Genomic DNA, 24,070 nt, shown 5'->3' with positions numbered 1-24,070 from the left:
CTATGGTAGTTGCTCCTTCAATCATTGGGACCCCTCCGCGCCGACCAGAACCGGTTCAGTCGTCACCGGCCGCGCCCGCGCGTCCCGGCGCTCGATCCAGCTCAGGGCCGGCGTCGTCATCAGCGTCGTGACCAGCGCGACCAGCACGAGCACGGTGAACAGCGCCGGGCCGACGATGCCGGCCTCCAGCCCGACGTTCAGCGCGATGAGCTGCATCAGCCCGCGAGCGTTCATCAGCGCGCCGACCCGCAGGGCGACCCCGTTCGGCTCGCCGCGCAGCCGCGCCGCCGCCCAGCAGGCACCGAACTTGCCGAGGATCGCGAGGGTCACGCACCCGACCGCGAACAGCAGCACGGCCGGGTTCCCGAGCAGGCCGAACTCGGTACGCAGCCCCGAGAACGTGAAGAACAGCGGCAGGAAGACGGTGGCCGCGACCGGGGTCAGCGTGTCGACGACCGTGTCGGTACGGGCGGTGTGCGGCATGACCACGCCGACCGCGAACGCGCCGAAGACCGCGTACAGCCCGATCTCGTCGGTGTACCAGGCGACCAGGAAGAGCAGCACCACCGTGCCCAGCAGCCGGGCCTGACCGGAGAGCCGCTCGGTGTGCATCAGCGCGCCGGCGACCCGCCTGCCGCCGTACCAGAGCACCAGGCCGAAGAGGACCGCGCCGCCGCCGGTGACGACGATCGGGGCGGCCTCGCCGGAGGCGAACGCCAGCACCACGGCCAGCATGATCCAGGCGACCATGTCGTCGATCGCGCCGCTGGCCAGCGCGAGCGAGCCGTGGCGGGTCCCGGCGTGGCCGCGCTCGGTGATGATCCGGGCGAGCATCGGGAACGCGGTGATGGCCAGCGCGACGCCGACGAACGCCGCCGACACGCCGATCGGCACCCCCTCCTTCTGGATCGGTACCCGTCCGGCGGTCACCAGCACCACCAGGACGCCGAGCACCAGCGGGACAGTCACCCCGGCCAGGGACACGGCCCCGGCCGTACCGGCGAGCCTGGTGGTCCGGTGGCCGGCGAAGGCGTAGCCGGCCTGGAACATGAACAGCACGAGCCCGACCTGGCCGACCACGTACAGGACGGGCAGGAGCGGAGCCGGGAACAGCGCGTCCTGGACGGTCGGGAAGAGCAGCCCGAGCAGGGACGGTCCGAGCAGGACGCCGGCGAGCATCTCGCTCACCACCGGCGGCTGCCCCACCTTGCCGAGCAGCCACGCGATCAGCCTGCAGAACACCAGGATGACGGCGACGGCGATGAAGAACCGCGACGCGAGGTCGGTGGGCGTCATACTCGTTCCTCCTGGAAGTAGGTGGTGCAGAGTCGCTGGCGTCGCGCGTCGAGGACCATCCACGTGCCGAGGACGAGCTGTTGCAGGGAACGCCCGACGCCGCCCCAGCGGTCGCGCAGCGCCATCAGCGCCAGCCGGGCCCGTCCGGGACCGGGAGTCCCGGCGGGTGTCAGGTACGCCGGTCCGCGGTTCGGCATCGAGCGGGTGTGCTGCACCGAGGAGGACAGGGCGTACCGGCGCAGCACCTCACGGGTCGCCGCGCGCAGCATCACCGGGGCGGCGCCACGTGCGGGACAGGCGCGGTTGGCGGTCACCCCGTACGGGATGAAGTGCGCCTCCTTGCGCGGGAGCCCGAGCCAGCGATCCGGGTCGAACGCGTCGTCGGCGGCCGGGCCCGTGCGCTGGTACGCCAGATAGTCGAACAGCAGCACCGAACCGGCCGGCAGGGTGACCCACTCGTCCACCACGATCGGCGCCGAGGTGATCCGGTGGGCGATCCCGAAGAGCGGGTGCACCCGCAGCGTCTCGTCGATCAGCCGGTCCACCGCGGCGTCGTCGTCCGGGTCGGGCACCGCGTCCGGGTACGCCGCCACGGTCAGCAGCACGTGCGCCATCGCCTCGGACATCTGCACGACCGCCGTGTTGAAGAACGCGCCCTGCAGGTACCAGGCCGTCTCCTGGGCGGTGAACGGCTCGGGCAGCAGCACCGGGCACGTGCCCGCCTCGATCCGGCCGAGCAGGTACCGGGTCATCCGGTCCCGGCGGTCCAGGTGTCGCAGCCCGGTCGCCTTGAGGGCGGTCACCACGTCGTCGGCGTTCGCCACGATCAGGTCGCGGGCCGCGCGCGGGCACGGCTCACCGAAGACTGCCTCGAACCAGACCTCGGCCCAGACCGGCATCATCAGGTCCCGCAGCCGTACGCGCACGGTCCGCCCGCCGGGCAGCTCGCCGAGGACCCGCCGGGTCGCCGCCGCGGCCAGGCCGGCGGAACGGGTGTGCGGCATGGCCAGCACCTGACGGGTCGTACGGGCGACCGTGCGGTGCCGCTCCCCCGGTTCCAGATGTTCCTGGTGCATCTGAGGACCGGGCGCGAGCCAGTACCAGAACAGGTCGGAGAGGCCGGCGCCCCGGCTGCGCCCGTCGGCGGCCGGGTCGGCGTACACCCGCTCGAAGTGTTCGGCCCCGACCAGCGGGCCCGGCACCGGGATGCCCTCCTCCCCGTTGATCCGGACGAAGATCCACTGCCGCAGCCGGACCACCGCGGGCGGCAGCCAGCGGGGCAGACTCCACACCAGGAGGACCAGGAGGACGCCCAGGAGGATGAAGAGGATCATGGCGCCACCAGGTCAGCAGTCAGCTCGGCCGGGGTACGGGCGCCGACCAGCGCGAGCGCGGTGTCCAGTTCGGTACGCAGCCGATCGAGCACCTGCCGCACCCCTGCGCTGCCCCCGCCGGCGAGCCCCCACAGGACCGGCCGCCCGATCAGCACCGCGGTCGCACCCAGCGCGAGGGCGCACAGCACGTCCACACCGCGCCGGACCCCGCCGTCGAGCAGGACCGGCACCCGCCCGCCGACCGCATCCACCACGGCAGGCAGTGCCCGTACCGTGGCGATCGCGCCGTCGAGCTGCCGACCGCCATGGTTCGACACCACCAGCCCCGACACGCCGTGCTCGACCGCCAAAGCGGCGTCCGCCGGATGCAGCACCCCCTTGAGCAGGATCGGCAGCCCGGTGACGCCACGCAGCCAGTCGATCCGGTCCCAGCCGAGGCCCGCGTCCATCACGATGTCGCGGACCCGGCCGGTGGTGTCGCGCATGTTCTCGCACACCATCCCGGCCGGCAGATCGGTGAACCCGTTCCGCAGGTCACGCTCCCGCCGCCCGAACACCGGCGAGTCCGCGGTCACCACCAGCGCCCGGCAGCCGGCCGCCTCCGCGCGCCGGATCACCGCCTCGGTGAACGCCAGGTCCGGCTGCGGGTACAGCTGGAACCACAGAGGGCCGCCGGCCTCGGCGATCGCCTCGAGTCCCGTGGTCGACGCCATGCTGACCACGAGGATCGTCCCGGCGGCGCCGCGGGCCGTGGCCGCCTCGCCATCGGGATGCGCCAGGCGGTGGAACGCGGTGGGCGCGACGAGGATCGGTGCGGCGAGCTCCGTACCGAACAGCGTGATGCTCAGGTCGCGCTCACCGGTCGCCCGGAGCACCCGCGGTACGAGCCGCAGCCGCTGGAACGCCTCCTCGTTGCCGCGCAGGGTCCGCTCGTCCCCGGCCCCGCCCGCGAAGAAGTCGGCGTACACCGGGTCGAGCCCCGTCAGCTGTCCAGGCATCGGCGTACGAACGCGGCGAGCGGCTTGACGTGGACGTCCGGGCGGTCCCACTGGTTCTCCAGGTTCTCCGCCAGGTGGTGCTCGGCGGTCACCACGCCACCGCTGTGGTGCCGTACCACCGGGTGCAGGTACGCGGCGTCGTGCGCCTGCCCCGGGGTGTCCTGCGCGATCCGGGAGACGGTGATGTCGAACGGGTCGACCTGGTCGTGGCGGGGCCCGTACTCGAGGGTGACGACGAAGGCGTGGTCGGCGGGGCCCAGCCCGGCGCGCGCGAAGTAGTCGACCGGCACCTCCTCGTGGTACGCCGCTTCCCCGCCGGCGACCGTGACGACGTCGCCGAGGAAGCCGAACTGCTGCCACAGCGCCGAGCTCCGGTTGACCCTCGCGACGACGGCCTCGGCGATCGCCTCCGGGGTGGGCTCCACGGGCGTGGCCGGCCAGGGCGACCCGCCGTACCGTCGCTCCAGGATTCGGAAGAGCGCGCGTACGGCATAGCGGAAGCCGTGGATGAAGCCGCTAGTGGACTTCTTGAAATCGCGCACCTGGGAGACGGTCCCGGCGAAGAAGAGACCCGGCACGTTCACCGACTCCCATTCGTCGGTCTGCGCCGGGAACCGGTCGCGGATGACCAGCTCCGGCCGGCACGAGTCGTCGAAGATCGACGGGTCGAACCGGAAGCCGGTGCAGGCGAGCACGCGGTCGTAGCGCAATTGCTTCACCACCTCATCGGCCCGCGAGAAGCGGACCGTGACCAGGTATCCGTCGCCGTCCCGCTCGATGCGGAGGATGTCGCCGTCGAGGATCGCGTTCGCCGACTTGAGCTGATAGGTGTCGAGGAAGTTGTTGTTGACCGCCCGCAGGTGCCCGACGAAATGCGTGCGCCACGCCATCCGCACCGGACTGGGCCCGGCCACGTGGATGACCGTGGTGGTCTCCATCAGCGCGTCCGCCGTCTCGAAGGCGGAGTTGCCCTTGCCGATGATCAGCACCTTCTGGTCGAGATAGTCGAGCGGATCGACAGACATCTCGTCGTAGCCCTCGGCCAGCTCGAAGCCCTCGATGTCCGGCCGGTAGGTCCGGGACACCCCGGTGGCGACGATCACCCGTCGTGCCGTGAAGACTTCGTCGGCGGTACGGACGGTGAAGACGTCCCCGGCCCGGCCGACCCGTTCCACCCGGGCGCCGTAACGGACCTTCACACCGGACTTCGCGGCGAAATCGGCCAGGTAGCGCACCATGACGTCGGCGGCCGGGAAGTAGGCGCCGGTGTACCCGGTGAACAGCAGCGCCGGGTCGTCGCCGAGGAGCGAGTTCCAGTCGAGCCGCAGGTTCAGCTCCGGGTCGTCCGTACCCGTGTGCGGTTTGTTGATCGAGATCAGCGTGCGGTGCCGCGGATAGCGGGTGAAGAACGCACCCGGGACGTCCGATCCCTCGAGCACCAGGTATTCGTGACCGGCACGCTCCATCAGGGCGGCGAGCTGCAGCCCCGCCGGACCGGCTCCGATGATCAGATAGTCAAGCGTCATGGCGGTCACCTTCGGGGAGAGAAATGGCTGCGACCACGCCGGCCGCGCGTCGCACGTCGCCGTCGAGCGGCCGGTCCGGGTCGACCGGGGGTACGGCCTCGACGAGCGCCGCCATCACCGCGGCGCACCCGTCCGCCGTCGGGGTACGCGCGCCGACGTGGGCCGCCTGCCGCAGTCCCACCGCGAGCGACCCCACGATCAGGTGCAGCAGCCGCGCCTGGTCCACGGCGCGCAGCGCGGCCTGCGTACCGAACGGGACGACGTCCTGGTTGTGCAGGTTGGTCGGCAGGCTCTGCATGCTCGCCGGCGTCGCGTCCCGGCGGATCTCGGCGACCAGCGCGGTCGAGGCGAGCTGCACGCCCTGCAGGCCGTGCTGCTGCCCGGGCCCGGCGGCCAGCATCGGCGGCAGCCCGGTGTTGCGGTCAGGGTCGACGAGCAGGTCGAGCTGCCGTTCCGCGAGGTTGCCGAGCTGCGCGATCACCGTCGACAGCAGGTCGGCGGCGAACGCGGCGGGCTGGCCGAAGAAGTTCCCGCCGTGCACGACCAGGTCGTCGTCCGGGAAGAACAGCGGATTGTCGCTGACGCCGCCCAGGTCCGCCGCGACGATCCCGTCGACGAACCGCAGGGCGTCCTCGGCCGCGCCGAGCAGCTGCGGCGAACACCGGATGCTGTACGGCTCCTGCAGCGGCCGTTTGCCCGACGGGGTGAGGCCCTCGGTGACCCGTCGCATGGCGGCGCCGACCTCGATCACGCCGGGATGCCCGTACGCGGCGAGCAGCCGGGCGTCGAGGAACTGCGGATCGCTGCCGAGCAGATCCGTCAGCAGACACGTGAGAAGCTGGATCGCGCGGTGCGCCGTACGGGTCGCGTCCAGGGCCAGGGCGGTCGCCGCCGTGGTCAGCGAGGTGCCGTTGACCAGGGCCAGGGCGTCCCGGCCGTCCAGGGGCAGCGGCGCGAGCCCGGCCCGGGCCAGCGCCTCGGCGGCGGGCATGCGCACGCCGTCCACATAGGCGTGCCCGCGGCCCCGCAGCGCCTGTGCGGCCGCACCGAGCGGGATCAGGTCGCCGCTGGCCCCGACCGAGCCGAGCCGCGGCACGGCCGGCACGAACGTGGTCGCGAGCATCGCCGCGAGCGCGTCGACGACGTGGGGGGACACCCCCGACGCGCCCTGCGCCAGGGATCGGGCCCGGATCAGCATGGTCGCCCGGACGACCTTGGCGGCGAGGTCCGGGCCCTGCCCGGCGCCGAGGTGGGCGAGCGTGTTGTCGGCCTGGTCACGCAGGTCGGCGCGGCCCGCGTAGCCGACGAGGGCACCGAAGCCGGTGGTGCTGCCGTACACCTGGCGGTCGTCGCCGAGCACCTCGGACAGGAAGTCGCGGCCGGCCGCGACCCGGTCCCGGACCGGCTGTCCGATCAGGACGGTGACCGGGTCGCGGGCGGCCCGCAGGTCGGCGATCCGCAGCGGCGCCGCGAGGTCGATCGCTGTCGTCATGGCCGGGACGCTAGAGCGCGAATATCAGAGGGCTCTGAAATCGCGTCGTTACGGTGCGCACATGACCCTCGATTACCTGATCATCGGAGCCGGACCGGGCGGGCTCCAGCTCGCCGCCCTGATGGACCGCGACGGTCGCGACTACCTCGTGCTGGAGGCCGGAGCCGCTCCCGGGAGCTTCTTCGCCACCTATCCGCGGCACCGCACGCTGATCTCGATCAACAAGGTGTGGACCGGCTCCGACGATCCTGAGTTCAACCTGCGGGCGGACTGGAACTCGCTGCTCACCGACGATCCGGCGCTGCTGTTCAAGCACTACAGCAAGCGGTACTTCCCGGCCGCCGGCGACTTCGTCCGCTACCTGGCCGACTTCGCGCGGGACCTGCGGGTCAGCTATGACACCCGTGTCACCCGGATCGCGTACGACGGCGAGGTGTTCACCGTCGAGGCCGGCGAGACGGAGTTCCGGGCCCGCCGGGTGATCGTCGCGACCGGTGTCTCGCGGATGTACGTCCCGCCGATCGAGGGTGCGGAGCTCGCCGAACGGTACGACACGGTCAGCGTCGACCCGGACGACTTCACCGATCAGCGGGTGCTCATCGTCGGCAAGGGCAACTCCGCGTTCGAGACGGCGGACGCGCTGGTCGAGACGGCGGCGGTGATCCACGTCGCCGGCCCGCACTCGGTCCGGCTCGCCTGGCAGTCGCACTACGTCGGGCACCTGCGCGCGGTCAACAACAACTTCCTCGACACGTACCAGCTCAAATCCCAGAACGCGGTGCTCGACGGCACCATCGAGCGGATCGCCCGGCGCGACGACGGCGGCTTCCGGATCGACTTCCGGTACGCCCGGACGGTCGAGTCGATCCGCCACATCGACTACGACCGGATCATCCTCTGCACCGGCTTCCGGTTCGACGCGTCCGTCTTCGACGACTCGGCCCGCCCGAGGCTGGTCATCAACGACCGCTTCCCGGAGCAGACCCCGGCGTACGAGTCGGTGAACGTACCCGGCCTGTACTTCGCCGGGACCCTGACCCAGCAACGCGACTTCAAGAAGTCCACCGGCGGCTTCATCCACGGCTTCCGGTACGGGGCCCGCGCCCTGCACCGGATCCTCGGCGCCCGGCACCACGGCACCCCGTGGCCGGCCACCCCCGTGGAGCCCACCCCGGAGGCGATCACCGACGCGATCATCGCCCGGATCAACCGCACCTCGGCGCTGTGGCAGCAGTTCGCCGTGCTCGCCGACGTGGTCACGGTGGACGGCGGCGTCGCGCGCTACCTGGAGGAGGTGCCGGTCGCGTACCTGCGGGACAACGGTCTCGGGCCGGACGTGTTCGCCCTGGTGACCACGCTCGAGTACGGCGCGGACCACGACCAGGGCGACCCGTTCGACATCACCGTGCCACGGATCGCCGAGAACGACCCCGCCGCCGCCCACGACGCCAGTTACCTGCATCCGGTCGTCCGGGCGTACCGCGGTGGGCAGGTCGTGGCCGAGCACCACCTGGCGGAGAACCTGGAGAACGAGTGGAACCTGCCGGCCGTGCACCAGCAACCGCTCGCGCTCTTCATCAAGGGCGTCCTGGCCGATGCCCACTGACGTCTGGCCGCAGGCGGTCCTGGACCTGCTGGCCACCGGCGACGACCGGCCGGTGTTCTGCGACGGCGACCGGGTCGTCACCGCCGCCGGGATGTCCGCGCTGGTCCGCCGGACCGCCGCCGGTCTGCGCGCCGCCGGAGCCGGGCCGGGCACCGATGTCGCGCTGCGCCTGGGCGTCACCGCCGAGGCTTTCGCGGCGACCATCGCCGCGTTCGCCGTCGGAGCCCGGGTGTCCGGCATCCGCACCGGCCAGAGCACCGGCCACCTGGCCCGCCTGCTCGGCGGCGACGTGCTGCTCGTCGACGACGCCCGGCTCGGCGAGCTGACGGCCACCGCCGACGACGGCGGCCCGTTGATCGCCGCCGGCCGGCCGGACGACATCGCCCGGATCATCTGGACCAGCGGCACCACCGGTCACCCCAAGGGCTGCCTGCAGACGTACGCGGCGATGAGCGCCGCCTGGGCGCCGTACCCGGACCGGTGGCCGCCGGCGATCCGGGAGCTCGCCGCCCGCCTGCGGCGGTACCTCGTCTTCGGCTCGCTGAGCAGCCAGGTCATGCTCGAGTACGCCATCGTGACCCTCGCCGCCGGCGGCACCCTCGTCGCCGCCCGGCCACCGGGGTTCCCCGCGATGATCACCCGGCACCGGGCCACCGCGAGCGTCATCACCGTCGGGAAGCTGCACCAGCTGGTCCGCGCCCAGCGCACCGACCCGGCGGACCTCAGCTCGCTCCGGGCCCTGCTCGTCTCGGGATCGCCCCTGCCACCGGCCCGGCTCGCCGAGGCGCTGGACGTGCTCGGGCCGGTCGTCTTCCACGGATACGGTCAGACCGAGACCGGCATGATCACCATGCTGACCCCGGCCGAGATGCGCGGCCCGGGCGCCGTGCTCGCCTCGGTCGGCCGCCCGCCCGCGGTGACCCGCCTGGCCGTCCGGGACGCCGCCGGCCGCCCGGCCGCCGAGGGGGAACTCTTCGTCCGGACCCCGGCGCAGGCCTGCGGGTACGCCGGCGACCCGGCCGAGACCGCGGACGTGTTCGCCGACGGGTGGGTCCGCACCCGCGACCTGGCCCGCCTCGGCCCGGACGGCTACCTCTACCTCCTCGGCCGGGCCCGCGACGTCATCATCGTCGACGCCACCCTGGTGTACGCGGGCCCCATCGAGCGGGCGCTGGCGAGCGACCCCGCCGTCGCCGAGGCCTACGTGGTCAGCCGGCCCGACGACGTCACCGGGGAGGCCGTGCACGCCTTCGTCGTACCGGCGGACGGCCGCACACCGGATCCCGCGGCCCTGCGCCGACTGGTCGCCGGCTCGCTGGGCGAGGCGGCCGCGCCGCGAACCATCCGGACGATCGACCGGGTACCGGTCTCGCCGAGCGGCAAACCGGACAAGAACGCCCTGCCGAGCTGATCCGGACCTTTCATCGCACCGGCCTGCCGGCTGTCCGGACCGGCAGCGGAGTCGGGTCCTCCTCAAGTCTGATCAGCTCGTGCGTCAGCGCGTCGACGATCGCCGGCAACAGCGACGAACGTGTGTCGTCGGCGACGGCGGACACTGACGCGTACTTCTTGATCACGTCGGATCTCACCATCGATGCGAGTCCCGCGTTGGTGCGCATGAGGAGCTTGTAGACCGGCCACCCCAGGTCTTTGTCCTGCGCCGAGCCGATGAGGTTGAGCAGCGCGAAGGCGCCCGCCACCCGGGCGAAGTCGGCGGCCGAAGGGAACCGCTGCCCGTACCAGTCCCCGATGTGCGGCAGCACCTCGAGCAGCCGCGGCCGGGCGATGATGACCGGCACCGCGCGGACCGCCTCCGCTGTGGACGTCACGGCGGCTGCCACGAGCTCGGCGGTGTCGTCCCTCGACAGGTGGCCGCAGTGGGTGAGCACGTACTCCACCACGGCGAACGATACCGGTGGCCGAAGGGGCCCGATCCGCCTTATCGCCTCCAGCAGCAGCGGAGCGCTGGCGGGCGAGGGGGCGGCGAAGAGCCGACGGGCAAGGACATCGGAATACAGCTGGACGGGGCTCGCGGCCGCAGGCACGGGGGTACCCCGCCAGAGCGCGACACCGACGTGGGCCACATCGGCGGCGGCGCGGTCGAACAGCAGCCGCGCCTCGTACACCTCCTGCATGTCGTGTGCGAAGCCATCGCGGCGAAGCCCGAGGCAGTAGGCGCCGTCGGACACGACCGGCTCGATGGCGTGCAGGACGCCGAGCCATGCCGCTTCCTCCAGTCCCGCTTGCATCAGCCGGACGACCGACCGCCACCATGCCAGCGGTTCCTGTCCGGCGGGTGCGAGATCGGTCAAGGTGATCGACCGGTGCGGGTCCAGCAGGAGACGGAGCAGAACAAGATTGATGACGTACGCCGCCAGCCGCTGAACCGTGGTCCGGGAGTGCGGGTTGTAGTCGGTCTCCTTGCTGAGGATGCGATGCCGGTCGACCTTGCTCAGCAGCATTTCCAGCACCTTGCCACCCGACGTACGCACCTGGGGCCGCAGCTTGTCGATGATCTGCCGGAGGAATCGCACGATCGCGCCGTCGGCTATGGGTCGATGCGACAGCAGGGCGTAGAGGACCTCGTCCTTGTCCCAGGCGACGCCGGGACGCAGCCTGCCGTCGACGTAGTCCTCGTACAGGTCGATCAGTTCTCTGGTCCGGTCGACGGCATGGTGCGCGATGAGGTATTCGGCGAAGGTGGCGTGCAGAAACTCATACGTCTTCCGGCTCCGGTCCGGCTCGCCGGTCTCCGACGTGTGGATGAAGAAGAACCGGCCGATGGTGCGCCGCGCCTCACTGAGCGGCTGCACGAGACCGGGCCGGTCGTCCTGCGCCGAGAGCCCTTCCGGATCGAGCGTTTCCAGGTCCTTCTGGAGCTGCACCTCGGAAACGAACTGCCGGCCACGGTTGAACATCCCGTACGCGGCAATCCCCAGCCGCCAGAGCTCGGCGTTCACCATCGGTTCCGGCGGCGCCTCCACGGCGCGATTCTCGCGGTCGGACTTGCGTAGTTCGCGGCGGGTGAAGTCGATGAGCAGCTGCTGGTAGACGGCCGCCTCGCTGGCGGCGACCGTGTGGCCGCCGGAGGCGGTCGCCTGTATCGCAATCATCAGCAGAAGCAGGGGTTGCCGAGCGATCGCACCTACGGCCAGCACGGACGGCAGTGACAGGCCGCCGGCGCCGCCCGCCGAGGCGCTCTCGTTGGCACCGTTCCAGGTCTCGATCCACTTCTCGACCTGGGGGTCGGTGAAGTCCTCGAGCCGCAGGACCGCGCATCCGTGCGGGATGCCGGCGATGTCCGCGACCACCTGACGGGAGGTCACGATCACGGCCACCGGAGAGTCCTGGCCCGTCTCAACCCGCTGGAACTCCTGTACCCGGCTGAGGTAACCGGACTCGGTGGTGCCGGTGGCCTGCATCAGCTCGTCCAGTCCGTCGAGGAGAACGACGCGCGTGGCGCCACCACCGAGCCCCTCCTCCGGCGAGGTCGCGTCCGCGATCGCCGCCCAGCGGGCACGCGCGTGCGTCGACCGGTCGAGCACGTCCTGTATCTGCTGGAAGATCGGTGCGCTGGGGGCTTGGACCTGCCGGAGCGGGACCAAAAACGCGGGAAACGAGGTCGAGGAGAGCCGAGCTGTCAGCACCCGCATCAGCAACGACTTGCCGGCACCCGGGTGCCCGAGGACGACGAGCGGCTGCTGCGTGCTTCGCGCGGACGCGAGGTAGGCGATGAGGAACTCGTCCAGGTCGGACCGCACCGGATGGCCGGCCCACCAGTCCTCGTTCGAGGGTTGCGATTGGCCGTCGATGACAGCGAACCGGAACCGGGGAGCGATATAGCCCTCTTCGATCGAGGGAATGGAGACCGTGGTGGTGCCCTCCATCTCGCCGATCCTGATGAGGGGCTGGGTGAGGATGGCACGGTTCGCCTTCTCCAGCGCGATCCGGTCGGCTTGCGGTTGACGCGGACCGGACAGCAGCGAGAGCACGGTCTCGACCCGGTGCAGCGCCACGGTCTGGCTGCGCAGCGCGCCTACGATGTCGCGACCGGCCGCCTTGATCGCCCGGTCGGCCGCTCGCTGGCCACCGAGCATCGCCCAGACCAGGAACTCCGGTACGTCGGACGCGAGCCTGAAGTAGTTCTCCTCGTACCGCTGAACGGCATCGGCCACCAGGTCGTCGGGCGTGGGCTCGTACCCGAGATCGAGCCAGGCTCGTCGCCAGGCGGAAATCTTCTCGAACGAGGCGAAACACCGGGTGAGACCGGCTCGGAGCTCAGGAGCGACATGACGCTCGAGGTTCTCGTCGAACGAACAGCCGGCCCACGGAACCTCGACACGTGCCCCGAGCAGCTCATCCACCGCCGTCCGGTACTCCTCGGCGACATCCGGTTCGGCGAGGAGGAACCGCTTCTCGCGGTCGTTGAGTTCCAGCGTGCGGTATGCCGGACCCAGATGGGTCTGAAGGCTGTGAAACATCGCCTCACCGACCAGGACCGTGTGGGCGGCCGTGATCAGCTGGATACGGTCGTAACCGGCCGCCGAGCCGAGCCGGCCCCGGATCCACGACGTGCCCTTGCCGAGCAGCTTGAGCAGCTCTCCCTTCTGGTCGATCCAGCCCCAGACCTGGGTCAGGACGGCGTTGCCGGTCGGCAGAGCCACCGCTCCGGACGCCAGCAGGATGCCGCCGAGGAGGAGGTCCAGCGTGTTGATCAGAGCCGGTTGCTCCGCTCCCAGCAGCTTCAAGGCGGATCGGTAGGTCAGCGGGAGCTTCATGATTCCTCGGCTCTGCACTACGGGACACCCCGGCGACGCATGGCGACTTGCCAATGTAGGGTTCGCGCCGTCCGCACCCGAGCGTCTGTCGTGGATCCGACCGTCCCAGCCTCGGTCGCCCTTGATCGCCGCCGACGGTGACCCCATGAACGACGGGTTGCCTGGCGGCGACGCGGCGTTGCGGTACGGTGATCGCCGTCACCGTCCACACGGGTTCGCGAGGCGGAGGTTAGGCGTGCCGGTCACAGGCCAACGTGTCGTGCGGCGGGCGCTGGGGCGGCGTCTGACGCGGCTGCGCACCGCGTCCGGGATGAGCCGGCGCGATGTGGTGGAGGCGCGGCTGGGCATCTCGGAGCCGACGCTGCACCGCATCGAGACGGGCAAGGTGCCGGTCACCGGGGCGAACGTACGCGCGCTCTGCTGGCTCTACGGCGCCGACCAGAGCATCACCGACGCGCTCGCCGACCTGGCGCTGGGCACGTCGCAGCAGGAGTGGTGGGACGCGAGCCCGGTCATCCCCGAGTGGTTCAAGCTGTACGTCGGCCTGGAGGCGTCCGCGTCCCGCCTGTTCGGGTACGACGGCGAGGTGGTTCCCGGCGAGCTGCAGACCCCGGACTACGCGCGAGCCGTCTTCGGCGCCGAGCAGCCGGTCGATGTGGAGGCCGCCGAACGCCACATCAAGCTGCGCATGCAGCGGCAGAAGACGCTCTTCGGCCGTACCCCGCCGATCCGCCTCATGACGGTGCTCGGCGAGGGTGCACTGACCCGGCCGGTCGGCGGCGAACAGGTGATGAAGGGTCAGCTGGAGCACCTGCGGCGGCTGTCGCTGGAGGACACGGTCGACATCCGGGTGCTGCCGTTCTCGGTCGGGGCGCACGCGGCGATGGCCGGCGCCTTCCGGATCCTGGAGTTCGACGACCCGGACGATCCCGACGTGGTCTATCTGGAGTCCCACGTCGGTGCCCTCTACCTGGAGGAGCAGGCCGAGGTCGACGAGTACCGCCGGATCTTCGACCTCATCAGCAAGGATTCCGTACCCGTCGGGGAGTTCCGGTGACGAAGGGGAAAGCGACGTGACAAGCGTGGGCCGCGGCGCACAGGACGCACACCGGAAGCCCGTCACGGCAGCCCGGCTGTACGACTATTACCTGGGTGGCATCCACAACTTCCCGGCGGACCGCGAGGTGGGGAAGGCCCTGCTGGAGCGGACCCCGATGCTGCGCACCATCGCCCGGGACAACCGGGCGTTCCTGGCCCGCGCCGTCCGCTACCTGACCTCGGCCGGCGTGCACCAGTTCCTCGACCTCGGCTCCGGCATCCCCACCGAGGGCAACGTCCACGAGATCGCGCAGGCGGCGGTCCCGGACGCCCGCGTGGTCTATGTGGACATCGACCCCGACGCGGTGTCGGAGAGTCTGGAGCTGCTCGAGGGCAACCCGTACGCCACGGCCATCCGCGCGAACGTCCGTGAGCCACGAGCCGTCCTCGACCATCCGCAGGTACGCACCCTGCTGGACTTCGACAAACCGGTAGCGGTGCTGATGGTCGCGGTGCTGCATTTCGTCGAGGACTCCGACGAGGTGTGCGACATCGTGGCCAGGTTCCGCTCCGCGCTCGCGCCGGGCAGTCACCTCGTGATCGCGCACGCGACGATCGACGAGCTGGTCTTCGACGAGCGGCTGTGGGAGAAGACGCAGCAGGACTACCGCCGGCAGACCTCGACGGCGCTCGTTCCCCGCAGGAAGAGCGACGTGGCCCGGTTCTTCGACGGGTTCGAGCTGATCGAGCCCGGCCTCGTCTGGCTCAACACCTGGCGGCCGGACCCGGACATGGTCGATGAGTTCAAGGACAAGCCGGAACGCTCGAGCTTCTACGTCGGGGTCGGCCGCCTGTCCTCCAGCGGACCCTCCTGACGCCCCGGAGTGGTCAGTCGGCCAGGAGCTGGTCGAACTCGCCGCGCTTGGCGCCGAACAGGAACGAGTCCCACTCCTCGAGCGTGAACACCACCGTGCCGGCCTCGCGTGCCTTGCTGTTGCGGACCTCGATCCGGCCGTCCTGGCGGCGTGCCTCGACGCAACTTCCGCCGTTGCCCGTCGACCTGCTGGAAATGATCCAGCCGGTGTCGCTTCTCATCAGTGCCCTCCCCCTCGAGCCGCTTGCTCTGGGTAACCGACGTACCACCGATCCGGTGGCCGGTGTGTCACCCAACGCCCGCTTTGAGTGCCCGTCAGCACGTGATATTCACGCCGGACTCTTTCACCACGAAAGTGGCGCATACCTAGCGTAGGCGAAACCCGCCATCGATGCATCATGTCATCGCGACAGTTGTCCCCGTGAAATCTTGCACGGGTCCCGCCCGACTGCCATGATTCCTCTGTGGAGCTCGACGGCTCCTGCTGGTCCGCCGCAGTTGGAGAGGACGGCCGATGCGGATCCTCGATCCTGCCGCCGCCGACATGGGCGGTGTCCTGCCGGATGACGCCGAGCCGCGGACCGGAGCCGAGGCCGCCCGCCTCCAGGCTCGCATCGATCAGCTCGCCGCGCACGTCCAATTGCTGGAGCAGGAGCGCGCCTCGCTGCGCTGGATGGCCGGTCACGATGAGCTCACCGGACTCGCCAACCGCCGCCTCTTCCACGCGCTCGCCCCCGAGCTGCTGCGCGGCGACGACTGCTCCCCGGCCGTCCTGATCCTCGACCTCAACGGCTTCAAGCCGATCAACGACACGTACGGCCACGACGCCGGCGATGAGGTCCTGTGCGCGGTCGCCGCCCGCATGACCGCCTGCCTCGGCGACCACCTGGTGGCCCGGTTCGGCGGTGACGAGTTCGCCGCGCTGCCGCGAGCCCCGCGCGCGGACGCCCCCGAGACGTGGTGGCACGAAGTGGCCGGTTCGCTGAGCGCCGCGATCGCGCCTCCGATGGACGTGAAGGGCCACGCCCTGTCGGTCACCGCCTCGATCGGCGTCGTCCCGGCCGAGGGCTCCGCCGATCTCCTCGACCTGCTGCGCCGCGCGGACCAGGCGATGTTCAGCGCCAAGCGGCACGCGAGCACCACCGGGAAGGCCGGCATCACCTGGGTCGTCGCCACCGGGAACGGCGACCACGTGGAGACGTACGAGCCGGACCTGACCACCCCGGCGCCCGCGGTGGCGTGCCGGCCGGGCGACCCCGTGTGGGTGCACCGCAACGGCGCCCGCCGCGCGGGAGTGGTCGAGGGCGCCTGCGAGTGGGCGGCCCTGGTCCGCTACCGGTGCCCGAACGGCGCCGGCACGATGGTCGACACGATCCCCACGAGCTGCCTCACGGTCCGGGCCGAAGCCGATCCGTACCTGGACCGGAGAGCCGCCGGATAGCAGCGGCGCCGGCGCTCAGCCGACCGTCAGCACGAGCTTCCCGTGCAGGCCACCCGCCGACACCCGCCGGTGGGCGTCGGCCGCCTCGGTCAGCGGCATCGTGTCCGCCACCCGCGTGCGGAGCCGTCCCTCCGCCACCTGCACCACCAGGTCGGCCAGCAGGTCGCGGTCGAGCCGGATGAGCTGCAGCTCCTGGCGCACGCCGCGGGCCGGAACGATGGCCGAGGTGGGCCGCGTGGTGACCACCACTCCCCTGTCCTCGACGGCGGCGGCCGCCGCCTCGCCGACGGGGACCGCGTCGAACACCGCGGCCACCGGACCCACCGTGGCCAGATCGGCGGAACGGGGAACCACCTCGTGGGCGCCGAGGTCGTGCACCCACTGCTCGTCCCCGTGGCCGGCCTGCGCCAGGACCCGGTAGCCGTCCCGAGCGGCAAGCTGGACGGCGAAGCCACCGACGCCACCACTGGCACCGGTGACCAGAATGCTGCTGCCGGCCGGAAGCATGGCCAACGACACCAGCGACAGTCCCTGATGCGCGGTCTGGGCGTTGAGCGGCACCGTGGCCGCGGACACGAAGTCGAGCCCGTCCGGCAGCGGCACCAGCCAGTCCGCCTCGGCGGCCACGAGCTCGGCGTAGCCGCCGGGGTTGCCCCGCGTCAGGTACCACGGGATCATCCCGACGACACGGTCGCCCACCCGGAACTCCGCCGTGCCGGAACCCACCGACACCACCTCGCCGGCGATGTCCCACCCGGGCGAGAACGGCGGCGGCACCGGCCCGCGCGGGATCTCGCCGGTGGTGGCGGCCAGGTCGGCCGGGTGCACACAGACCGCACGGGTCCGGACGACCACCTGCCCGGGACCGGCCTCGGGATCAGGCAGTTCCGTCACTTGCAACACCTCAGGACCGCCGAGCGCGGCCGCCACGACTCCCAGCACCCGTCCACTCTAGACCCGGCAGCTACTGGACCGGATTCCACCCGTCGCTGCCGGCGAGGTACTTCTGCGCGGTGTAGCCGTCGGCCGTGGAGGCGCTCAGCTGCGGCCGGTCACCGGTCCCCGGGGTGGCGCCGGATCCCGTGTTGCCGTACTCGGAGAATCGGCAGGTCCTCCAGGAGAAGCCACTCATGTCCTGCCAGGCGCCGGCCTGGCGGATGTGGCCGCCGAGCGCCGACTCGCGGATGAGCACCTGACCGATCGCGTCCGTCGCACCGCCGGCGTGCCAGCAGCGGCCCAGAGCAACGGTTTCCGCGGCGGCGGAGCTCACCAGCGTCGACCGGGTGATCAGGATGCCGTACTTGTTGGCGGCGTTCGTGGCGGCAGCGGTGATGTAACCGTTGTTGGAGCTGCCGCGGTCGAGCGAACGGATCGTCGTGCTGTCGACGACCAGCGCCCCGTTGCCGTAGATGAAGTCGACGGCACCCTCGATGTAGCTCTTGTAGACGTACTGCCGGACCTGGGACGCGCCGGTGCCGCCCCAGGAGAGGAAGGTGTCCTGGTAGCCCTTGAGCTGGACGTTGCGGTACACCTGCCGGTCGCCGGCGGCGTACAGCGCGAGGGCCTGGCTGTCGTGGCCGGCGTACGTGTTCTGGATGGTGAGGCCCTTGACGGTGGTGCCGGCGGCCTGGTTGAGCACGACGGCGCTGCCGGCCGTACCCGCCGTCGAGGCCGGCCTGGCACCCGTGACGACCACATCGGACGAGGTCCCCGTCGCGCCCTGCAGGGTGATGCCCGGCTTGCTCGAGGGGATGAGCACCTGGCCCTGGTACGTACCGGCCTTGACGGTGATGACGGTCCCTGAGGTCGCGGCCGCAACCGCCTCCTGGATGGTCCGGTAGGTGCCCGAGCCGTCCGCGGCGACCGTGATCGTGGCGGCGGCGGAGGCGTCCCCCGCGGCGACGGTGACGGCCGCTACCGCGGCGACGACGGCAGCGACGGCGGCGCAGGCTCGCGCCGGTCGGTGGTCGGCGACGGAGATCATGGGCGCCTGCTTTCTCGATAAATGTTACCGATAACAAGATTGGTCGAGCAGATGGGCCCGCTGCCGATGCACTGCTTCGAGCATCGGCCACCCCCACCAGGGTGTCAAGTGATGCTCATCGATATCTGCCCGCGCTGTGAACGGTCACAAAGATGGTCCGGGCGGAACCACCAGCTCTCATGGCGGGACCTCTGGCCGTACCGATCATGGGGCTTGATGCCCTGCCGCGCCGGGCTTTGCGACCGGACGCTGGGTGGCATGATTGCGATTCTTCTCGGCCTGACCGCAGCGGTCCTCCTCGTCGCCGGACCCACCATGATCGTGCAGGGTCTCGTGGGCCGGCGGAGCGTCACCAGCGAGCTGGCGCAGCAGCGGATCACCTTCCCCGCCGACGAGGGTCTGCCCGCCGGCCTGCACCGCTACGCCGGGACGCCGGTGCACACGGGCGCGCAGGCCAGGGCGTTCGCGGAGCTCATCGGGGCGCACGTGGCGAAGGCGACCGGCGGCCGAACGTACTCCGAGATCGCCGACGAGTGGATGGCCGGGGGCCGCACCGATGACCGGCTGGCCCGGCTGCGCGAGACCGCGTTCATGGGTCAGAGCCTGCGGGGGGCGCTGCTCGGGGCTTACCAGGCGTGGCAGATCACCGTGCTGGTGCTCGCGCTCGGTGCCGTGTTCACCGCGATGGGCGCCGCTTTCCTGGCCCTGGCCCTGCACGGTGTCTGACGGCCCGGCGGGACTTAAGCCTCTGTCCGGCGGTGCCCATGGTTCCGCAAGCTCGCACCGCACACCGGGCGAGGACAGGAGACGCAGGATGGCTGACGCCACACGGAGCACGGCACCGCCGGCGATCGTCCAGGGCGGGATGGGCGTCGGTGTTTCCGGGTGGCGGCTGGCGCGGGCCGTCGCGCGTTGCGGGCAGCTGGGGGTCGTCTCCGGCGTCGCCCTGGACGCCCTGCTGGCCCGGCGCCTGCAGACCGGCGATGACGGCGGGCACGTCCGGCGCGCCCTCGCGCGGTTCCCGGCGCCCGCGGTGGCCGAGGCGGTGCTGCGCCGGTACTTCGTGCCCGGCGGGCTCGCCGGCGGCCGGCCGATGCGGCCGGTGCCGAAGCTCGGCCTGCGGACCCGGCTCCAGGCGCAGCAGCTGGCCGTCGCCGGCGCCTTCGTCGAGGTTTTCCTGGCCAAGGAGGGCCACGACGGCCCGATCGGGATGAACCTCCTCGAGAAGATCCAGACGGCGACCCCGGCCGCCGTGTACGGGGCGATGCTCGCCGGCGTCGACTACGTGCTGATGGGCGCGGGCCTGCCCACGGAGATCCCCGGCCTGCTGGACACCCTGGCCGCCCACCGTCCCGCCCGCCTGACGGTCACCGTGCACGGCGCTCTGCCGGACGAGGACCACCACGTCACCCTCGACCCGCGCGAGGTCCTGGGTGAGGTGCCCGAGCCGGTGCGCCGGCCGCGGCTGCTGGCCATCGTCTCCTCCGCCACCCTTGCCGTCTACCTCGCCCGGGACCCGGTCACCCGCCCGGACGGCTTCGTCCTGGAGACACCGGTCGCCGGCGGGCACAGCGCCCGGCCGCGGGGACGGCTCACCCTCGACGACGACGGCGAGCCGGTGTACGGGCCGCGCGACCACATCGACGTGCCGAAGGTCGCCGCGCTGGGCCTGCCGTTCTGGCTCGCCGGCGCGCAGAGCAGCCCTGAACGGCTGGCCGCGGCGCGGGCCGCCGGCGCGACGGGTATCCAGGTCGGCACGGCGTTCGCGTTGTGCCGCGAGTCCGGCCTCGACGACGGTCTGAGGCAGCGGCTGCTGCGGGAGGCGGCCGACGGAACGCTGACCGTCCGCAACGACGTGCGGGCCTCCCCGACGGGATTCCCCTTCAAACTCGCCGCCCTCACCGGCACCGCCGCCGACGACCAGGTCTACGCGGATCGTCCCCGGCTGTGCGACCTCGGCTACCTGCGCACCCCGTACCGTCGTCCCAACGGCGCGGTCGGCTACCGCTGCCCGGCGGAACCGGTCGACGAGTACGTCCGCAAGGGCGGAGCGGCCGGCGACACCGTCGGCAGCCGCTGCCTGTGCAACGGCCTGACCGCCACCGTCGGGCTCGGTCAGCGCCGCGCCGACGGCTACCTCGAACCGCCCCTGGTCACCCTGGGGCAGGACCTGGCGTTCCTCCCGCACCTGACCCGGCACGGCGCCGACTACACCGCCGCCGACGTCGTCCGGTACCTGCTCACCGCCGCTCTGAGGGACAAATCATGATCACCCAGATCCTGACCGATTGCGTACGCCTCGCGACTGCCGCACCGTCACTGCACAACAGCCAGCCCTGGCGCTTCCGCTTCCGCGAGGCGGCGGTGGACGTGTACGCCGATTCACGCCGCCGTCTGCACGTGCTGGACCCGGCCGGCCGCGAGCAGCTGATCAGCGTGGGCGCCGCCGTGTTCAACCTGCGCCTGGCGCTGCGGCAGGCCGGCTTCTGGTCGGATGTGACCCTGTTCCCCGAGCCGGACGAACCCGACCTCGTGGCCCGGGTGACGCCGACGAACCCGGGCCCCGCCACGTCCGCCGTGGAGGCGCTCGCGTCCGCCATCCCGCACCGGCACACCAACCGGCGGCCGTTCGCCCAGGCCGCGGTTCCCGCCGCCGTCGTCGAGGAGCTGCGCGCCGCGGCGTACAAGGAAGGCGCCGTGCTGGCCGTGGCCCAACCGCCCGGCCGGGACGCGATCCTCGGCATGGCCCGGTCCGCGGACGGCTGGCTGCAGTCCCGGCCCGGCTACCACGACGAGCTCGCCCGCTGGACCCGGGACAGGATCCGGCGCCACGACGGCATCCCGGAGTCGGCGGCCGGGCCGTGGGACGCGCTCGAGACGGTGCCGACCCGCGACTTCTCCGGCCTGTGGCCGGGCCTGCGACGCTGTGAGAAGTTCGAGCCGCGCCCGACGATCCTGGTGCTCGCCACCGCGGCCGACCAGTGCAGCGACTGGCTGCGCGCCGGGCAGGCGCTGCAACGGGTGCTGCTCACCGCGACCTGGAAGGGCCTGGCCACGACGCCGATCAGCCAGCCGGTGGAGGTCCCGGCCGTGCGGCGCCGGCTCATCGACCCGCACGCGGCCCTGTGGGTGCAGATGGTGCTGCGCATCGGGTACGGCACACCGGCCGGCGGCACGCCCCGGCGCCCACTCGAGGACGTGCTGCTCCCCGCGTGACCGCACCCCGTCGGCGCCGCGGCGCAATCCTTACCGTCTTCTGACGCTTGCCGTGCGACCCGTCCGGGGCCGGGCGGGGCGCCGTACCGCTGCCCGACGGCTGAGCCGAGCCGTCGACGACTCGATCTCGAGGAGAGCAGCGTGCGAATCCCCGGACCACGACATGCACTGATGCGATCGCGCCACGCCAGGATCGGCATCGCCGCCGCCGTCCTGGCCGCGACGGGCGCCCTCACCGTCACGTTCGTCTCCGCGGGCGGCAAGGGCACCGCCGACGCGGCCACCGAGCTGCAGCAATACGTCGCGATCGAAACCGTACGGCCGAACGTCACGGTTCCCCGGGTCCGCGCGAACGGCTCCCGTGGCCGTTTCGTCGTCGACTGCGGCACGAACGGCAACGGCAAGTTCAGCCCCGACAACCCGGTCGCGCAACCCGGGATCAGGAACGGCGCCGAACACGTGCACGACTTCGTCGGCAACCTCGCCATCACCGCGACCTCGTCGGACGCCGACCTCGACGCGTCCGGCACCACCTGCACCAACGGCGACAAGTCGTCGTACTTCTGGCCCGTGGTCCGCATCGACCGCTCGGTACGGTCCGCCACGGCCGTACGCCAGGCCCTCGCCAGCACCACGCCCACCGTGACGTGCCCGAGGGTGCGCGACCGGCTCCCCGCCGTGCCGGCCGGCGCGCGCCAGGCCGTCCTCGCCCGGCTACGCAGCCTCGACGAGGCGACCGCCCGGGCCGACGAGCGCATGGCGAACAGCCGCGGACGCATCGACGCCCGCGCCAACGACGCGCTCCTCGCGTCCCTGAGGACCGAACGCGCCCGGCTCATCAAGGGCATCAGCGACAGCATCACGGCCGGCGGCGGCCGCAGCTCCGGGCTCGTCTCGCTCGTCGAGTGCGACGTCAGCTACGACGGCATGCACGCGGCCATGCGGCACACCGCCGCCGAGGTCAAGGCCCGCACTGTCGCCTCGGCTCAGGTCCGCTGCCCGACCGTACGCGACAAGCTCCCGGGCGTCCCCGCACCCGCTGTCGCCGAGGTGGACAGGAACCTCGCCGAGCTGGACCGGCAGATCGCCGAGGCCGACGAACGCCTGGTCACGACCCGCGGCCAGGGCGGCCCCGACTTCGTCGCCAACGCCGTCCTCGGACCGCTCAACGCCCGGCGCACCGCCGTGCTCGACCGCATCGCCACCGCCATCGGCCGCCACGCCGACCGGCCCCGGAACCTCGGCGCCCTCGCCACCTGCACCGTCGATGCGCAGAGCAGCACGCCCGGCACCGCGCTGCCCGCCCCGCAGGGACCGAACCTGGAGCTGCCCAACAACACCGGCGGGATCGTGCGGCCGTCCTCCGTGCTGATCGAGTACCGCGGCAACGCCACCGCCAAGGTCGTACCCATGCCGAAGTTCCTGCGCGCCCTCACCGGCGACGCGAAACCCACCAGCCGCGGCCCGGCCAACGCCCGCGCCGCCTGGACCTGCTCCGGGTTCGCCGACCGGCTCTCCGACCGGTACCCCGTCTGCCCGGCCGGCCGGCAGGTGCAGCGCGTCCACGACTTCCCGGGCTGCTGGGACGGCAGGAACACCGACAGCACGAACCACCGCAGCCATGTCGCGTTCGCCGACAGGACGACCGGCGCCTGCCCCGCGGGCTTCGTGGCCATCCCCCAGCTACGGATCACGATCTCGTACGCCATCCCCCGCGACGTCCAGACCAGGGGCCAGTACGCGCTCGACTCCTTCCCCGAGGAGGACCACAACCCCTTCTCCGACCACGACGACTTCGTCAACGTCAACTCCGCCCGCACGATGCAGCGCATCGCGACCTGCATCAACAAGGCCCGCACCTGCTCGGGCCGGTGAACGCGCGGTCTCGTGCCGCCCGGCCCTCCCAGGTCGCCGGCGGCACGAGACGGGGCGCGACCACTCCGAGCCGTGCCGGGCGTCTACCGCTCAGCGGCCAGGTCCTGGTCCAGCCACACGCGGTCACGCAGCGGGATGCCGTCGATGACGATCTGCTGCGGGTACCCGGTCGCCGGCGTGAACGCGTCCCGGTCCACCGAGCGCATCCGAAAGCCCTGCCGCTGGTAGAAGCGCAGATTGCCGATGCCGGCGGCCGCCGTGGCGACCCGGAGCGTGGTACCCGCCTCGGATGCCGCCAGCTCGATCGCCGCCCGTACCAGCCGCCGGCCGACGCCGCTTCCCTGGTGGGTCTCCCGGACGGCCATGTTCTTGATCTCGAATTCTCCGGGACGGCCGCCGTCGACCAGCTGCAGGTGACCGATCACCTCGCCGCCCGACACCGCCACCAGGACCCGGCCGTCATCGAGGTAGGAGTCGAGCTGGGCCACCGAGTCCTCGGCCAGCTCGAACAACGGCCGCAGGGCGGCACGGGAACCGGCATACAGCTCGATCAGCTCGTCCACGACCGCACAGTACGCGGCTCCCCTCAGGCCCGCGTCCGCGTTTCCCGTA

At 71.7% G+C, this 24,070-nt stretch carries 19 protein-coding genes; 9 read left to right on the top strand and 10 right to left on the bottom strand.

What is annotated here, in order from left to right; genetic code table 11:
* Nucleotides 1–21: 21 nt before the first annotated feature.
* From IT780_RS25135 to IT780_RS25115, 5 genes are read right to left on the bottom strand one after another with little or no spacing between them, the layout of a single operon-like run.
* On the bottom strand, nt 22–1,296 hold the full coding sequence (locus IT780_RS25135; protein WP_199514129.1) for a cation:proton antiporter: 1,275 nt from the start codon (nt 1,294–1,296) through the stop codon (nt 22–24).
* A complete protein-coding gene (locus IT780_RS25130) occupies nt 1,293–2,630 on the bottom strand; it encodes a cytochrome P450 (RefSeq protein WP_199514128.1) in 1,338 nt (445 codons plus the stop codon). The genes IT780_RS25135 and IT780_RS25130 overlap by 4 nt, the downstream gene beginning before the upstream one ends.
* Nucleotides 2,627–3,628: an alpha-hydroxy acid oxidase gene (locus IT780_RS25125; protein ID WP_199514127.1), complete on the bottom strand. Its 1,002-nt coding sequence runs from the start codon at nt 3,626–3,628 to the stop codon at nt 2,627–2,629. Before IT780_RS25125 ends, IT780_RS25130 begins: the two co-directional genes overlap by 4 nt.
* Complete coding sequence (locus IT780_RS25120) at nt 3,613–5,154, bottom strand: NAD(P)-binding domain-containing protein (protein WP_199514126.1); 1,542 nt, start codon at nt 5,152–5,154, stop codon at nt 3,613–3,615. Before IT780_RS25120 ends, IT780_RS25125 begins: the two co-directional genes overlap by 16 nt.
* On the bottom strand, nt 5,144–6,646 hold the full coding sequence (locus tag IT780_RS25115) for an HAL/PAL/TAL family ammonia-lyase (RefSeq protein ID WP_233413482.1): 1,503 nt from the start codon (nt 6,644–6,646) through the stop codon (nt 5,144–5,146). Before IT780_RS25115 ends, IT780_RS25120 begins: the two co-directional genes overlap by 11 nt.
* Before the next feature lie 61 nt (nt 6,647–6,707).
* Between IT780_RS25115 and IT780_RS25110 the strand changes: the two genes are divergently transcribed.
* Together IT780_RS25110 and IT780_RS25105 are read left to right on the top strand one after the other, a co-directional pair.
* Nucleotides 6,708–8,252 carry an NAD(P)-binding domain-containing protein gene (locus tag IT780_RS25110; RefSeq protein WP_199514125.1) on the top strand — a complete coding sequence of 515 codons (1,545 nt, stop codon included), beginning with the start codon at nt 6,708–6,710 and terminating at the stop codon, nt 8,250–8,252.
* Nucleotides 8,242–9,663, top strand: coding sequence for a class I adenylate-forming enzyme family protein (locus IT780_RS25105; RefSeq protein ID WP_199514124.1), 1,422 nt, complete (start codon nt 8,242–8,244; stop codon nt 9,661–9,663). Before IT780_RS25110 ends, IT780_RS25105 begins: the two co-directional genes overlap by 11 nt.
* A 10-nt stretch (nt 9,664–9,673) precedes the next feature.
* Here the strand turns inward: IT780_RS25105 and IT780_RS25100 are convergent, their stop codons facing one another.
* Nucleotides 9,674–13,030 (bottom strand): NACHT domain-containing protein, encoded by a 3,357-nt coding sequence (locus IT780_RS25100; protein WP_372443792.1) that lies wholly within the window; start codon nt 13,028–13,030, stop codon nt 9,674–9,676.
* On the opposite strand from IT780_RS25100, the gene IT780_RS25095 reads away from it, so the two are divergent.
* The gene (locus IT780_RS25095; protein WP_307831362.1) at nt 13,029–14,087 is read left to right on the top strand and encodes a helix-turn-helix domain-containing protein; all 1,059 of its coding nucleotides are present in this window, start codon (nt 13,029–13,031) and stop codon (nt 14,085–14,087) included. The two genes, IT780_RS25100 and IT780_RS25095, sit on opposite strands and share 2 nt — an antisense overlap.
* Nucleotides 14,088–14,103: 16 nt before the next feature.
* Nucleotides 14,104–14,943 carry an SAM-dependent methyltransferase gene (locus IT780_RS25090; protein WP_199514121.1) on the top strand — a complete coding sequence of 280 codons (840 nt, stop codon included), beginning with the start codon at nt 14,104–14,106 and terminating at the stop codon, nt 14,941–14,943.
* Between the two features lie 13 nt (nt 14,944–14,956).
* Here IT780_RS25090 and IT780_RS25085 read toward each other — a convergent pair whose 3' ends face one another.
* A complete protein-coding gene (locus IT780_RS25085) occupies nt 14,957–15,163 on the bottom strand; it encodes a DUF397 domain-containing protein (protein ID WP_199514120.1) in 207 nt (68 codons plus the stop codon).
* 293 nt (nt 15,164–15,456) lie between these two features.
* On the opposite strand from IT780_RS25085, the gene IT780_RS25080 reads away from it, so the two are divergent.
* Nucleotides 15,457–16,383, top strand: a complete 927-nt coding sequence (locus IT780_RS25080; RefSeq protein WP_199514119.1) for a GGDEF domain-containing protein — start codon at nt 15,457–15,459, stop codon at nt 16,381–16,383.
* Between the two features lie 15 nt (nt 16,384–16,398).
* Here IT780_RS25080 and IT780_RS25075 read toward each other — a convergent pair whose 3' ends face one another.
* Both IT780_RS25075 and IT780_RS25070 read right to left on the bottom strand, forming a co-directional pair.
* Nucleotides 16,399–17,277, bottom strand: a complete 879-nt coding sequence (locus IT780_RS25075; protein ID WP_307831360.1) for an NADP-dependent oxidoreductase — start codon at nt 17,275–17,277, stop codon at nt 16,399–16,401.
* A gap of 70 nt (nt 17,278–17,347) precedes the next feature.
* Nucleotides 17,348–18,367 carry a pectinesterase family protein gene (locus IT780_RS25070; RefSeq protein ID WP_199514117.1) on the bottom strand — a complete coding sequence of 340 codons (1,020 nt, stop codon included), beginning with the start codon at nt 18,365–18,367 and terminating at the stop codon, nt 17,348–17,350.
* A gap of 258 nt (nt 18,368–18,625) precedes the next feature.
* Here IT780_RS25070 and IT780_RS25065 point away from each other — a divergent pair, with 258 nt between their 5' ends.
* From IT780_RS25065 to IT780_RS25050, 4 genes are all read left to right on the top strand, one after another.
* The gene (locus IT780_RS25065) at nt 18,626–19,093 is read left to right on the top strand and encodes a hypothetical protein (RefSeq protein WP_199514116.1); all 468 of its coding nucleotides are present in this window, start codon (nt 18,626–18,628) and stop codon (nt 19,091–19,093) included.
* Between the two features lie 88 nt (nt 19,094–19,181).
* Nucleotides 19,182–20,636 carry a nitronate monooxygenase gene (locus tag IT780_RS25060; protein ID WP_199514115.1) on the top strand — a complete coding sequence of 485 codons (1,455 nt, stop codon included), beginning with the start codon at nt 19,182–19,184 and terminating at the stop codon, nt 20,634–20,636.
* Nucleotides 20,633–21,583: an Acg family FMN-binding oxidoreductase gene (locus IT780_RS25055; RefSeq protein WP_199514114.1), complete on the top strand. Its 951-nt coding sequence runs from the start codon at nt 20,633–20,635 to the stop codon at nt 21,581–21,583. The genes IT780_RS25060 and IT780_RS25055 overlap by 4 nt, the downstream gene beginning before the upstream one ends.
* A 171-nt stretch (nt 21,584–21,754) precedes the next feature.
* Complete coding sequence (locus tag IT780_RS25050; RefSeq protein WP_199514113.1) at nt 21,755–23,458, top strand: DUF1996 domain-containing protein; 1,704 nt, start codon at nt 21,755–21,757, stop codon at nt 23,456–23,458.
* An 83-nt stretch (nt 23,459–23,541) separates the two neighbouring features.
* Here IT780_RS25050 and IT780_RS25045 read toward each other — a convergent pair whose 3' ends face one another.
* Complete coding sequence (locus IT780_RS25045; protein ID WP_199514112.1) at nt 23,542–24,021, bottom strand: GNAT family N-acetyltransferase; 480 nt, start codon at nt 24,019–24,021, stop codon at nt 23,542–23,544.
* Nucleotides 24,022–24,070 lie beyond the last annotated feature (49 nt).

Origin of the sequence: Nucisporomicrobium flavum, from assembly GCF_016464385.1 — a bacterium.
GTDB classification, from domain to species: domain Bacteria; phylum Actinomycetota; class Actinomycetes; order Mycobacteriales; family Micromonosporaceae; genus Actinoplanes; species Actinoplanes flavus_A.
This window is presented reverse-complemented; position numbering and strand designations above follow the sequence as displayed.